This window comes from Sphingorhabdus pulchriflava (assembly GCF_003367235.1).
In the GTDB taxonomy this organism is placed as follows: Bacteria; Pseudomonadota; Alphaproteobacteria; order Sphingomonadales; family Sphingomonadaceae; genus Sphingorhabdus_B; species Sphingorhabdus_B pulchriflava.
On sequence record NZ_QRGP01000001.1, the window covers coordinates 142,613 to 155,705 of the forward strand.

Consider the following 13,093-nt stretch of genomic DNA (forward strand, 5'->3'; position numbering starts at 1 on the left):
GCGCTGGGTTGTCTTGGCCGGGCTATGGCGTAAGACGATGTCATGAACCCCGTCATTTTCAAAGAGGTCATCTTCCCGCCGTTCGACACCACCATAGTCGGCGACGCATGAGCGAAAAGGGCAAATTCCGCCAATTCCTCTCGCGCCTTGGCCCGGGGCTGGTGACAGGGGCGGCGGATGATGATCCTTCGGGCATCGGCACGCACAGCCAGGTCGGTGCGCAATTCGGCTATGGCCTCAGTTGGACTTTCCTGTTCAGCTTTCCGCTTATGGTCGCGATTCAGGAGGTTGCGGCGGAAATCGGGCGGGTCACTGGGGGCGGTATCGCGCGCAATTTGCGCCGCCATTATCCCCGCTGGTTGTTGGTGACGATGGTGTCGCTGCTGCTGGTTGCCAATATCATCAACCTCGGGGCCGATCTTGCAGCAATGGGCGCGGCGGTTGGGCTTTTGATCGGCGGGCCATTGGGGCTCTACACGCTCTTGTTCGGTGTGGTGTGTGTCGCCACTGAAATCTGGATGTCTTACGAGCGTTATTCTTCGGTGCTCAAATGGACGACGCTTTCGCTCTTTGCCTATGTCGCGGTGGTGATGGTTGCCCAAGTGCCCTGGGGCGAGGCCCTGACCTCGTTGGTAGTGCCGCGTTTTGAATGGACAGGTGCCTATGCGACCGCCGTCGTCGCCATATTGGGAACCACCATCAGCCCCTATTTGTTTTTCTGGCAAGCCGGGCAGGAAATCGAGGAACAGAAACGCCACCATGTAAAGCCGCTGTTTATGACACCCAAAGAAGCCGGACCCGAACTGACACGCATCCGCATTGATACGCTGACCGGTATGGCCTTCAGCTCGATTGTATCGCTGGCGATCGTATTCGCCACGGCCGCGACACTACACGCCAATGGCGTTCGTGATATCGAAACCTCGGCACAGGCGGCAGAGGCGCTGCGGCCGATAGCTGGCGATTTCGCTTTTGCACTGTTTGCCTTGGGGATTATCGGCACTGGTATGCTTGCGGTTCCGGTTCTTGCCGGGTCGGCGGCCTATGCCGTCACCGAAATGTTCGGCTTTGCCGGAAGCCTCGATGCCAAGCCGCGCAAGGCCAAGCTGTTTTACGGCACCATTGCGATTACCACGATGCTGGGCGTCAGCCTGCAATATGTCGGCATTGATCCAGCGAAGGCGCTCTATTGGGCGGCAGTGGTCAATGGGGTGCTGGCAGCCCCGCTGATGGCGGTGATGATGCTGATCGCGCGCAATCGGCGGGCGATGCATAGCCTTACCTTGAGCACCCGCGCGACAATCACCGGCTGGATTGCAACCGCCGTGATGGCGATCGCCACCATCGTCTTTTTCGTCACCCTATGATCTGGCTTCCCGCAACTCTTCTTGCCGCCCTGTTTCAGGCGTGGCGCACCGCGGTGCAGCAACGGGTGCGGGCGGAGCTTTCCGTGAATGCGGCTGGATTGGTGCGTTATCTCTATGGCTTGCCAGTGGGAACGGTGTTGCTGGCGCTGTATCTGTGGTGGACGCGCAGCGACCTTCCGGACCTCCATTTGCCCTTCATCGCCTTTTGCGCCGCTGCCGGTTTTGCCCAGATCATCGGCACCAATTTGCTGCTGATGGCCTTTGGCTATCGCAACTATGTCGCGGGGACGGCCTTTGCCAAAACAGAGGCAATGCAAGGGGCCTTGCTGGCGTTCCTGATGTTGGGTGAAACTTTGAGCTGGCTGACTATCGGCGGGATCGCCGTTGGCGTTGCGGGCGTCATGATAGTGGCAGCCGGAGGGCAGAGATTGCGCCTTGCCGACATTGTCCAACCCGCCGCTTTGTGCGGGCTCGGTGCCGGATTGGGCTTCACCATGACTTCGATCTTCGTCAAGTCGGCGTCGCTCGAACTGGCGACTTCAGACAAGCTACTCGCCGCATTGGTGGCGCTGGTGGTGGTGCAGGCTTGGCAGACGCTGATGCAGGGTAGTTATGTTGCCTGGCGGGAGCGTGAGCAACTGCCGCGCGTCTTTGCGACCTGGCGCACATCAGGGCAGGTGGGGTTGCTGGCAGCCTTGGGTTCGGCCTGCTGGTTCACCGGCTTTGCGACCGCACCGGTCGCACTGGTGCGCGCGGTCGGGCAGGTTGAGGTGATTCTGACGCTTGGTTTCAGTCGCTTTTACCTGCGAGAGGCGCGGAAGCCGGGCGAAGCGATGGGGCTGATGCTGGTTGGCATCGGCGTGGTGCTGGCGCTGGTCGGCGGGATTTAGGCTGAGAGGAAGTCGAGCAAGGCTTGCTCATACCGGTCGACGCCTGCCCGTTCGGCAATGCGCGCATCGAGCCAGCCCTTTTCCGGACGGGTGATTTCTTCGGCTTCCTCGACATCCGCATCATAATCGCGCGGCAGATCCTGCGAGCGGAAAATCTCGGCAAACCCGGCCTTCAGGTCAAGCTGGCCCATGCGGGCGAAAAAGCGGCCGATGCTGGGCGCGCTGTTGCGCATGAAACCTTCGAGCTGTTCGGCGCGTTCGCGGGTCAGCGGCGTGTAGGCAGAAAAGCCCTGCAAATGGTTGGCGACGCCCTGCACAAACAGCTTTTCCCATGCCGGGGCATTTTCGCTGCTCAGACAGGCATCCTTGATGCGGAACAGCAGATCGGCCTCTTCGCGGCTGACAATCACGGGGCCATGGCTGCCCGCTGCGAAGATCAGGCGGCGTAGTAACAGGGCTTCGTCAGCGGTGACAGTGCGCGGTGTCACGGCGGTTTCGCGGGTCGGGCCTTCGCCTGATACGATAATCTTTTCAATCTGTTCCAGCGCATAGAATTTCAGGACGTTGGGCAGATCGACCGCTTTTTCCGCCAGCTTGACCAGCAGTTCCAGCTCAGCGACGCTTTCGACATGGCCATCTTTGTCGATTTCTTCGATGACCCATAGCGCGTCAGCTTCGCTGACATAACCTTTAGGCTCTGTGCCATCGATGACATAGTCGCACAGTGCCTCGGTGAAAAATTTCACCCATTCAGGATCCTTGGACTGGGCATGGGTGTTGAGTTCAAACAGCGCCTGAGCGTCGCGTTGCGATAAGACGCCGTCGCCCCACGCCCATTGGCGCAAGGCCAGTGTATCGCGCGCCGAAATCTCTCCGCCTGCACGGACGGCTGCTGCAAAATGATCGAACTGGAACGACATCGCTATCCCTTACGCCCTGCGCCAAATGGCAATAGGCTGAAAGACATAGCGCAAAGCGGTTAACCGGATGTTACACCGGCTGACAGCTTTAATTTTGCGGTGGCGGTGCGCCCTGGCCTGCAGCTTCAGCGGCCTTTTGCATCTGTTCTTGCTGCTGCTTCATCGCTGCCTCAAACTGGTCGCGTGGCAGGAAATCCTGCAGTTCGACGTCGAAAATCAGCAAGCTGCCACCGGGGATGGCAACACCGCCGGTTTTCTGGTCGGGCACGTCATTGGGGCCATAGCCGATGTCGCTCGGGATCCAGATTTTATACTTGCCGCCCTTTTGCATCAGCTTCAGTGCTTCGGTGAAGCCGGGGATGCCACCCGAAACGGGGAAGGGGCCCGATGCGGGCTCCTGAAAAACCTTGCCGTCGCGGAGCGTGCCGGTGATCGAGATCATCGCGACATCATTGTCGGTCGGCGGCTTGCCTTCGCCGCTTTGGATCGTTTTGATCTGCAGGCCGGATTTGGTGACCGTTACACCTTCTTCATCGGCGTTGTCGGCCAGATATTGGACATCGGTTGCATATTTGCTGCGGATGTCGCCCGTGCCCCACCAGGCCAGTCCAGCGCCTGCAAGCGCGACAACGGCAATTCCTGCCCAGAATTTGGGAATGGAGCCCTTTTTGATCGGCTGGATCGGAACGGTGGTGACGGACATGGTTGTTTCCTCATTATATTCGGGGAGGGGGCCGGAGCCGCCCCTATCAAATCACCGCCCTCTTAGCGGCTTTGCAGACAAAAAAAAGAGCGCCCGTGGGGCGCCCTGTTTTTTGCCGGTTGGCAAGGCAGATTATTTGCTGCCGTCGCGTTCCGCAGCCTTGCGTTCCATCTTGCGGGCACGACGGATGGCAGCAGCCTTTTCACGGGCGCGCTTTTCCGACGGCTTTTCATAATGGCGACGCATCTTCATTTCGCGGTAGACGCCTTCGCGCTGCAATTTCTTCTTCAGGGCACGCAGCGCCTGGTCCACATTATTTTCGCGAACGATAATCTGCATAAAAAATCCACACTCCAAATCTTCTGACCGTATCGAACGGAAGTGCGAGCCGGTGCTGTATGACCAAGGTTCGCGCAAAACAAAAAGCGCCGCATGTACTGCGACGTTCGCGACGGGCCCCTATACCGACTCGCCAGGCGTTTCAAGGGGGATTCGTGTTCGTTCGCGAACTGTGGCCTGAAAGTCACGCTATCGGAATATCTTATCGGGTGGTTGAAAGGTGCGATTTCCTGCCATAAGCATTGGGAATCGGGGAAAACTGCGGATTTGTAGCGCAACAGACTACAGGACGACAGGGTTCCCAGTTGCAAATGCTGGGGAGCATTATATCATGAAGATTCAATCCGTTAAGGGTCGGATTGCGTTTGGCGTTTCGGCCATCGCACTGGCCGTTGTGGCACCTGCTTATGCGCAGGAGGCACCTGCCGACGAAGAAGTTCAAAGCATTGCCGACGGTGAAAGCGCCGTTTCGGAGACGGGCCAACCCATCGTTGTTACCGGTTCACGCATCCGTCGTGACGAATTCTCCTCGACTTCGCCCATCTCGGTCATTGATCCGGAACTGGGTGCGAAGCAGGGGCAGAACAGCGTTGCCGAACTGATTCAGTCGTCGCCGATTGCATCGGGTTCGAGCCAGGTCACCTCGGCGATTTCGTCGGCCTTTGTGACCAATGGCGGCGCGGGTACCGAAACCATCTCGCTGCGCGGCCTTGGCGCTGAACGCACGCTGGTGCTGCTCAATGGTCGTCGCGCTGGCCCTGCTGGTACGCGCGGTGCGGTTTCGGCATTCGACCTTAACGTGATGCCAAGCTCGATTGTCCGTCAGGTCGAACTTCTCAAGGACGGTGCGTCTTCGGTTTATGGTTCGGACGCGGTCGCAGGCGTTGTCAACGTGCTGACCAAGAAATCGACCGATGGCCTTGAAGTTGAAGGCTTTGCCTCGGTTCCCGGCAAGAGCGGTGGCGAGCAATATAATATCAGTGCCGCCTGGGGTAAGGAATTTGACGGCGGGCACTTCCTGATCGCTGCCGACTATTACAAGCGCAAGGAATTGAAGCGTCGCGACCGTAAATATCTGGAATGCGAAGAAGATTATATCTTCACCGAAACCGGCGAGCGTGCCGACCTGACCGATCCGCGTACAGGCGACTATCGCTGCACCGATTTGCCCTGGGGCCATGTCTGGCTGTATGACCTGACCTATTATTATTCCGCTGATGGTTCTTCGAACATTCCGGGGAGCACGGGCGATTTCAATGCGGTGTTGTTCCAGTACAACTATGCCGGTGACAATCTGCAGAACTATCTGACGCCCATCAATCCGGCGACCGACCCGGCACACATCGGCACGCCTGCCGGTTGGTATCCGGTTGCGCGTACCGGGGATCGCAACAGCTTTGCCCTGTACAACAACTATTCGCCCATCCAGGCGAAAGAAACCTTCATTCCGAAGAATGAGCGTTTTACGGTTTATCTCGATAGCGCGATTGAATTGGGCGATGTCGCTGAATTCTACGTCGAAGCACTGCACAACCAGCGCCGCACCCGTCAGGATGGCTTCCGCCAGTTCTGGCAGTTCGGTGTCAACGAAACCTTTGGTGACCCGTTTGCCGTGGGTTGGACCGGTGCCGCCTATCTGAGCCCGACCTTGATCGCCGACGTTGGTGATTCGAGCCAGAAGGTGAAGTACACCCGTGCGGTTGCCGGCCTGCGTGGCGATGTCGATAAAGGCTTCTTCAAGGACTGGAGCTGGGACGTGTACTACCAGTTTAGCCGCTCGGATGGCCGCTATACCAACGAACAGATCCTTGCCGACTCGATCGCGACACAGGATTTCCGTTTTGGCAGCTGCGTCGGCACCACGACCGCAGTTACAGGAAAGCAATGTATCGATATCAATTGGGTCGATCCTGAATTCCTGCGTGGTAACCTGTCACAGGCCGAACGTGACTTCCTGTTCGGCACCGAAACGGGCCGGACGATTTACGACCAGCACAATATCGAAGCTTCAGTTGCAGGCGATCTGTTCGAATTGCCCGCTGGACCAGTCGGTGTTGCATTGGGCATGAGCTATCGTCAGGACAAGATCAACGATCTGCCCGGCGATATCACCTATGCGCTGACGCCGGGTGGTGATCCTTCCAATCCGGCTGACTATATCAACAATGCCTGGGGTAGCACGGCATCGGGTAATACTGCGGGTAAGAGCATCACCAAGGAAGCCTTTGGCGAAGTTTCGATCCCGCTGATCTACAACACGCCCTTCATCCAGAACTTCACACTGTCGGCCGCCGCGCGCGTCACCAGCGTGAAAGCAACCCGCAAGGTCGATGGCTTCTCCGCCAAGGACAATGCGAACTGGACTTATAAGCTGGGCTTCAACTGGGAAGTTACCGACTGGCTGCGTTTCCGCGGTACCTATGGCACATCCTATCGTGCACCGGCGCTTTTCGAACAGTTCCTGGCTGACCAGACCTCGTTCCTCAACCAGCGTAACGTCGATCCCTGCATCCGCTGGGGTCAGAATCTGGCCGATGGTCTGATCAGCCAGCAATTCGCAAACAATTGCGCGGCGGATGGTGTTCCTGCCGGTCACACCGGTTCGGGTATTGAGGCAACGGTCATCACCGGCGGTGGTATCGGTGTGCTTGAAGCAGAAACATCGAAGGCGAAAACGATCAGTGCGATCCTGACGCCGAAATTCGGTTTCCTGCCCGACACCACCTTCAAGCTTGCGGTCGATTATTTCGATATCGAAGTGACGGGTGAAATCGCTCAACTCGGTGCCGGCAACATCCTCGCTGGCTGCTATGCGTCGGACTTCTTCCCGACCGATCCGCTCTGCAGCCTGTTCGAACGCGGTCAGTTTGACACCAACGGCAACGTCATCAGCGCTGTCAACGTCGGCTTTGTTCGTGACAGCTTCATCAACGTCAACAGCCAGCGCAACAAGGGTGTCGATGTCACAGCCGAGCTGCGCCATGACTTTGGCAATCTGGGTACTCTGCGCTTCCTTGCACAGATGACCTGGCAGACACGCGACGACATCGCGCTGTTCGAAGGCACCACGGTTTCGACCAACGGCGAGCTTGGCGAGCCCAAATGGGTCGGCGATTTCAACCTCGTCTGGAGCAAGGGCAATGTTGAACTGTTCTACGGCCTTGACGTTGTCGGCGGCACTTCGAACGAAGCTGACTTCATCGAAGACAATGGCTCGACCTGTCTGACCAGCGCGACCTTCGGTCGTTACTGCGTCGATGTGACGACCCCAACAGTCTTCTATCACAGCGCTTCGGCTTCGGTTGATGTGAATGAAAAGTTCAAGATGACCCTCGGCGTCAGCAACCTTCTCGATCGTAAGCCCCCGCAGGTTTCCGGCCTGTCGGGTGGCGAAGTTTCGGTGAAGGGCCGTTCGGCATTTGCATCGCAATATGACTATGTTGGTCGCCGCTTCTTCATCAATTTCGGGGCGAAATTCTGATCGCTTTCGATTGACAAGTACAGGAACGTGGTGGCTTGAAAGAGCCACCACGTTTTTTTTGGCCTGCTATTCTGGCCGCCAAGCACTAAATTGATGGAGCGCGCGATGCCCACAGTTCGCATCAAACCCGATACGCTGGATGAAGAAAACCGCCGCTTTGCGCAGGTTCCGCTGGCAAAGCCGGTTTTCCTTAACAGCGTGCCCAAAAGCGGCAGCCATTTGTTGCGCAATATCATCCGCATGTTTGTACCGGTCGAGCAGCAATATAAGGCGCAATTCATCCAGCATGCGATCCTCGACGATCATGTCGAGGCATTTGACAGTGAGCGTCCGATGCTCAGCTGGGGGCATTTGCTGTTTTCGGATGCTTCGGCGATCGAGACGTCGACCGCGAATGTCATCCTGCTCGTGCGTGATCCCTATAAATGGGTGCTCGCCCGGACCCGTTTCTTCCTGTCGGACGAATATAAGGGCAATGTCGAGCATCTGAAAAGCGGGGCGTTGAAGGTCGAAGATCTGTTGAACCTGATGATTTTCGGGATCTTTCGCAAAACGCCTTCGATGGCCGAAATCTTCAACTTCAACGCCATTTCCTGGATGGGAACCGGCGCGCATTTCGTGCGCTATGAAGACATAATCGCCAATCTGCGTGCGCTCGACAGTGCAGAAGCGGAACAGTTTTTCGGCGACCTTTTGGGCAAATGCGGTATCGCTTTGCCACCCGACTGGCGCGAACGCGTTCGACTGGGCTCGGACCCGAGCCAGAGCGGGACTGCGCGCGAAAACCTGACCGGCATGGGCATAGAATTGCCCGAAGAACTGCCCGACATGCAAAAGCGTCTGGTCGATTATGCGGCCCCCGGGCTGCGCGGGATGCTGGGCTATAGCTGATTGATGTGGCAGCCCGGCGAACCGGCTGCTAACACCGTTTGTGCATGACCAAGCTTACCGTCAACGACCGCCCGGTCGAATATCGCATGGACCCGCAGACGCCCTTGTTGTGGGCGTTGCGGGATGCGTCCAATCTGACGGGTACCAAATTCGGTTGCGGGCAGGGCGATTGCGGTGCCTGCATTGTCGACATCGACGGCGAAGCACTGCGTTCCTGCCTTGTGACGCTGGCAGAGGCGGAAGGTCGCTTCGTTACGACGATCGAAAAACTGTCGGTCGACCGCAGCCATCCCTTGCAGCAGGCCTTTGTGGCGGCGGGAGCCGTCCAGTGCGGGTTCTGCACGCCGGGAATGATCATGGCGGCGTCGATCCTGCTCAAGAAAAATGCCAGCCCGACTGATGCCGATATCGATGCGGCGATCACCAATATCTGCCGCTGCGGTGTCTATCCACGGGTGCGCGATGCCATTCAGCGTGCGGCGCGGGTGATGCGCGGCGAAGCGCGGCTCTCGGTCGCCCCACCCCCAGGTATCACGCCCGAAGATGCCGCTGCCGCTGTGCCTGCATTGCGGCTAAAGAAGGACTGAACCGCCCTTCGTCAGGCGATAGCGAGTGCTGCGGTTAACAGCCCCAGCCCGGTCGACAGATGTACGCGCAGGCGCAGCCAGCCTTTGGGCAGTGCGATAGCTTGCGCAAGCGCCCGATCGACCAGCGGCGACAGCAAAAGCCCAATAGTCAATATCCACAGCGAGGGCGCTGGCCAATCCCAGCCCCTGACCCATGGAAGATAGGATGCCAGCGAAATCAGGCTGGGCGCGACGGCAGCGACATAGATCCAGCGCGGCGGTTGGACGGCATTCAGGGCCAAACCCCACCAGACGCCGCCCAGAAAGCTAAAAATAAATGCCGCATAGCCATAGCCCCCAGCGATCGCGATCCATTTGAAGGAGGCATCGTCGAGCAGCATCGCAACGGCCAGCAATTGCGGCAGCAGCCCGGCATAGCCGAGCCATTTGGCGAGGGGATCAAGCGATGTGGCGGGTTCAGTCATCACGTCGCACTAGCGTTGCCCGCGCCGCCGCCCAACACGACCTTATGCCTGTAGTGTTGCTTCGTCCTTCGCAAGCTAGGCGCAAGCTATGGCGCAGACGCTTATCCTGATTTTGGGGGACCAACTGACTCCCGGCGTATCCTCGCTGCGCGGCGCTCGTCCCGATAAGGCCCTGGTGCTGATGGCCGAAGTGGCGGGCGAGGCGGGCTATGTGCGCCATCATAAAAAGAAGATCGCCTTTCTATTTTCTGCAATGCGCCACTTCGCGGAGGAGCTGTGCGCCGATGGCTGGACGGTCGATTATGTCCGGTTGGATGATGCGGATAACAGCGGCAGTTTGGCGGGCGAAGTTCTGCGCGCAGCCGACCGGCATGGCGTATCCCAATTCCGTGTGACCGAACCGGGTGAATGGCGCGTGCTGCAGGAATTGCAGGTGCTCGATACCGTCATAGACCTCGAAATCCTGCCCGACGATCGCTTCATCGCCAGCCATGCCGAATTCGAAAGCTGGGCAGAGGGCCGCAAGGCGCTGCGCATGGAATATTTCTATCGCGACATGCGGCGCAAGACCGGGCTGCTGATGGATGGCGATGCGCCGGCGGGCGGGCAGTGGAACTTCGATCAGGACAATCGCAAGGCGGCATCACGCGATCTGCTAATGCCACAGCCGCTGCGTTTCGCGCCTGATGCGACTATGCGCGAAGTACTCGATCTGGTCGAGACGCACTTTGCCGACCATTTCGGCACGCTTGAGCCCTTCTGGTTTGCCACCACCCGCACCGATGCCAAAGCGGCTTTTGCGCATTTCCTGAAAACTGCACTGCCGCGTTTCGGCGACTATCAGGATGCAATGCTGGCGGGAGAGAAGTTCCTCTATCACGCGGTGGTCTCGCTATACTTGAATTGCGGCCTGCTCGACCCGCTTGAAATGTGCCGCGCGGTCGAGGCCGAATATCGCGCGGGTCGCGCCCCGCTGAACGCTGTCGAGGGTTTCATCCGCCAGATCATCGGCTGGCGCGAATATGTGCGCGGTATCTATTGGCGCGAGGGGCCGGACTATGTCCGCCGCAACGCACTGCAGGCCACACGGCGCTTGCCCGCATTCTACTGGAGCGCAGATACCGAAATGGCCTGCGTGAAGGCCTGTGTCGAACAGACGCGGGACGAGGCCTATGCGCATCATATCCAGCGGCTGATGGTCACCGGCAATTTCGCGCTTCTCGCTGGCGTCGATCCACACGAACTGCATGAATGGTATCTCGCCGTTTATGCCGATGCCTATGAATGGGTGGAGGCCCCGAATACGGTCGGGATGAGCCAGTTTGCCGATGGCGGCCTGCTCGCCTCCAAGCCCTATGTCGCGAGCGGGGCCTATATCGACCGGATGTCCGACTATTGCCGCGGCTGTGCTTATGATGTGAAGGCCAAGGCGGGGCCAAAGGCCTGCCCGTTCAACTATCTTTACTGGGATTTTATCTCGCGGCATCATGACCGGCTGAAGGGCAATCCGCGTATGGCGCAGATGGTGCGGACGTACGACCGTTTCAGTGACGCCCGCAAAGCCGAAATCAAAACGGATTCGGCGCGCTTCCTATTGTCCATGGAAACCCGTAATCAGGAACCTCTATGAGTGCAGCACAAAAGATTACGGTCTGGTTCGACAGCGGCTGCCCTCTTTGCCGGAAAGAGATTGCGCTGATGCGCCGACTGGATCGCGCGCACCGGATCAACTTTGTCGATGCAACCGATCACGCCACAAGCTGTCCACTGGACCGCGCAGACATGCTTGCCCGCTTCCATGCGATGGAGAATGGTAAGCTCTTGTCCGGAGCTGCGGCTTTCGCCGCCATGTGGCGCGTCATACCTGTGCTGCGACCGCTGGGGCTGATGGCGCGGGTGCCGGGTGTGCTGCGGCTGCTTGAATGGGGGTATCTGCATTTCCTGCGCGTGCGCCCGCGTTTGCAAAGGTGGTTGGCATGAGCGATCCGCGCTATCGCAAAGTGCCGTCGGCGCGGCTGTCTCGTCTGGCCTCTTTTGGTCAATTGGCCGGCGGCATTGCAGGCGGCGTACTGGCCGAAGGGGCCCGTAAACTCGCAAGCGGCGAGCGCCCGCGCCTGTCGGACCTGCTGCTGACCCCGGCCAATGCGGTGCGCGTAACCGAACAGCTTTCGCGGCTGCGTGGGGCAGCCATGAAGCTGGGGCAGATGATCTCGATGGATGCGGGTGATGTTCTGCCAGCCGAACTGACCGCGATCCTCGCCCGTTTGCGCGATGCCGCCCATTTCATGCCTCCCGCCCAGCTCAATAAAGTGCTGATTGCCGAATGGGGTGCAGACTGGCGGCGCAAGTTCGCGCATTTCGAGGCGAGGCCGATCGCGGCAGCCTCGATCGGGCAGGTCCACCGGGCCACGCTTCCCGACGGCACATTGCTCGCGATCAAGGTACAGTATCCGGGTGTGGCCGACAGCATCGATGCCGATGTCGATAATGTGGCCAGCCTGCTACGCATGTCGAACCTGCTGCCCTCGACGCTTGATATCGCGCCGCTGCTGATCGAAGCTAAACGGCAATTGCATGAGGAAGCCGATTATATCCGCGAGGCGGAGCAGATGCAGCGCTATCGGCAATTGCTGGACGGGGAATCCGATTTCATCGTTCCGTCGCCATATCCGGAACTTTCTGGAAAACGGGTGCTGGCGATGGATTTCATTGCCGGCCAGTCAATCGAGACGCTAGAGACTGCTCCACAAGACGTGCGGGACAGCACAATGGCCGCCTTGCTCGATCTGGTGCTGCGCGAATTGTTCGAGTTCGGTTTCATGCAGACTGACCCCAATTTCGCCAATTATCGCTGGCAGCCGGAAAGCGGGCGGATTGTCCTGCTCGATTTCGGAGCGGCGCGGGCGGTACCGGAAAAGACGGTCGCATCCTATCGGCGGCTGATGCTCGCAGGATTGGCACAGGATCATGACGCCCTGCGCGATGCGTTGATCGAAATCGGATTTGTTTCCCCCGTCACCTTGCAACGCCACCGGCCCGCGCTCGACGGGATGATCGATATATTGATGACGCATCTGGGCAAGCCCGGGCTGTTCGACTTTGCCGACCGCAGCTTTGTCGATCGCGTGCGCCGCCATGCTGAAACGATTATTGCCGACAAGGCGGCGTGGCATGTCCCGCCCGCCGACACGCTTTTCGTGCAAAGGAAGGTTAGCGGCACGGCCTTGCTGGCAATCCGCATGCAGGCCCGATTGCCGTTGCTTGAAATGGTTGCCCGCAAGGTGGGCGCGGGCGACTAAGCGCGGGCGCGCGCCTTGCCTGACCGGCAGCGGTCGGAGCAGAAACGCACATTGTCCCAGTCGCGCTCCCATTTCTTGCGCCAGGTGAAGGGCAGGCCGCATGCCGCGCAGATCTTTGTCGGCAGGTCCGATTTCTTGCGCATCTTGGCCAT

At 58.8% G+C, this 13,093-nt stretch carries 13 protein-coding genes; 8 read left to right on the forward strand and 5 right to left on the reverse strand.

Annotated features, from left to right (window positions below):
- Positions 1-107: 107 nt before the first annotated feature.
- Together DXH95_RS00660 and DXH95_RS00665 are read left to right on the forward strand one after the other, a co-directional pair.
- On the forward strand, positions 108-1,367 hold the full coding sequence (locus DXH95_RS00660; protein ID WP_115547561.1) for an NRAMP family divalent metal transporter: 1,260 nt from the start codon (positions 108-110) through the stop codon (positions 1,365-1,367).
- Positions 1,364-2,257, forward strand: a complete 894-nt coding sequence (locus tag DXH95_RS00665; RefSeq protein WP_115547562.1) for a DMT family transporter — start codon at positions 1,364-1,366, stop codon at positions 2,255-2,257. The genes DXH95_RS00660 and DXH95_RS00665 overlap by 4 nt, the downstream gene beginning before the upstream one ends.
- Here DXH95_RS00665 and DXH95_RS00670 read toward each other — a convergent pair.
- The 3 genes from DXH95_RS00670 to rpsU form a co-directional block, all read right to left on the reverse strand.
- Positions 2,254-3,177 carry a hypothetical protein gene (locus tag DXH95_RS00670; RefSeq protein WP_115547563.1) on the reverse strand — a complete coding sequence of 308 codons (924 nt, stop codon included), beginning with the start codon at positions 3,175-3,177 and terminating at the stop codon, positions 2,254-2,256. The two genes, DXH95_RS00665 and DXH95_RS00670, sit on opposite strands and share 4 nt — an antisense overlap.
- Before the next feature lie 88 nt (positions 3,178-3,265).
- Positions 3,266-3,880, reverse strand: a complete 615-nt coding sequence (locus DXH95_RS00675; RefSeq protein WP_239016495.1) for an FKBP-type peptidyl-prolyl cis-trans isomerase — start codon at positions 3,878-3,880, stop codon at positions 3,266-3,268.
- Positions 3,881-4,012: 132 nt separating this feature from the next.
- Positions 4,013-4,219 (reverse strand): 30S ribosomal protein S21, encoded by a 207-nt coding sequence (rpsU, locus tag DXH95_RS00680; RefSeq protein ID WP_115547564.1) that lies wholly within the window; start codon positions 4,217-4,219, stop codon positions 4,013-4,015.
- A gap of 331 nt (positions 4,220-4,550) precedes the next feature.
- Here rpsU and DXH95_RS00685 point away from each other — a divergent pair, with 331 nt between their 5' ends.
- The 3 genes from DXH95_RS00685 (at position 4,551) to DXH95_RS00695 (ending at position 9,178) form a co-directional block, all read left to right on the forward strand.
- Positions 4,551-7,700, forward strand: a complete 3,150-nt coding sequence (locus DXH95_RS00685; RefSeq protein WP_115547565.1) for a TonB-dependent receptor domain-containing protein — start codon at positions 4,551-4,553, stop codon at positions 7,698-7,700.
- Between the two features lie 105 nt (positions 7,701-7,805).
- Entirely contained in the window at positions 7,806-8,591 is a 786-nt protein-coding gene (locus DXH95_RS00690; protein ID WP_115549309.1) for a hypothetical protein, read from the forward strand.
- A gap of 44 nt (positions 8,592-8,635) precedes the next feature.
- The gene (locus tag DXH95_RS00695) at positions 8,636-9,178 is read left to right on the forward strand and encodes a (2Fe-2S)-binding protein (protein WP_115547566.1); all 543 of its coding nucleotides are present in this window, start codon (positions 8,636-8,638) and stop codon (positions 9,176-9,178) included.
- A gap of 11 nt (positions 9,179-9,189) precedes the next feature.
- Here the strand turns inward: DXH95_RS00695 and DXH95_RS00700 are convergent, their stop codons facing one another.
- On the reverse strand, positions 9,190-9,642 hold the full coding sequence (locus DXH95_RS00700) for a DUF3429 domain-containing protein (RefSeq protein WP_115547567.1): 453 nt from the start codon (positions 9,640-9,642) through the stop codon (positions 9,190-9,192).
- An 88-nt stretch (positions 9,643-9,730) separates the two neighbouring features.
- On the opposite strand from DXH95_RS00700, the gene DXH95_RS00705 reads away from it, so the two are divergent.
- From DXH95_RS00705 to DXH95_RS00715, 3 genes are read left to right on the forward strand one after another with little or no spacing between them, the layout of a single operon-like run.
- A complete protein-coding gene (locus DXH95_RS00705) occupies positions 9,731-11,272 on the forward strand; it encodes a cryptochrome/photolyase family protein (RefSeq protein WP_115547568.1) in 1,542 nt (513 codons plus the stop codon).
- Entirely contained in the window at positions 11,269-11,622 is a 354-nt protein-coding gene (locus DXH95_RS00710) for a thiol-disulfide oxidoreductase DCC family protein (RefSeq protein WP_115547569.1), read from the forward strand. Before DXH95_RS00705 ends, DXH95_RS00710 begins: the two co-directional genes overlap by 4 nt.
- Positions 11,619-12,941, forward strand: coding sequence for an ABC1 kinase family protein (locus DXH95_RS00715; RefSeq protein ID WP_115547570.1), 1,323 nt, complete (start codon positions 11,619-11,621; stop codon positions 12,939-12,941). Before DXH95_RS00710 ends, DXH95_RS00715 begins: the two co-directional genes overlap by 4 nt.
- Here the strand turns inward: DXH95_RS00715 and DXH95_RS00720 are convergent.
- A complete protein-coding gene (locus DXH95_RS00720; protein ID WP_115547571.1) occupies positions 12,938-13,093 on the reverse strand; it encodes a DUF2256 domain-containing protein in 156 nt (51 codons plus the stop codon). The two genes, DXH95_RS00715 and DXH95_RS00720, sit on opposite strands and share 4 nt — an antisense overlap.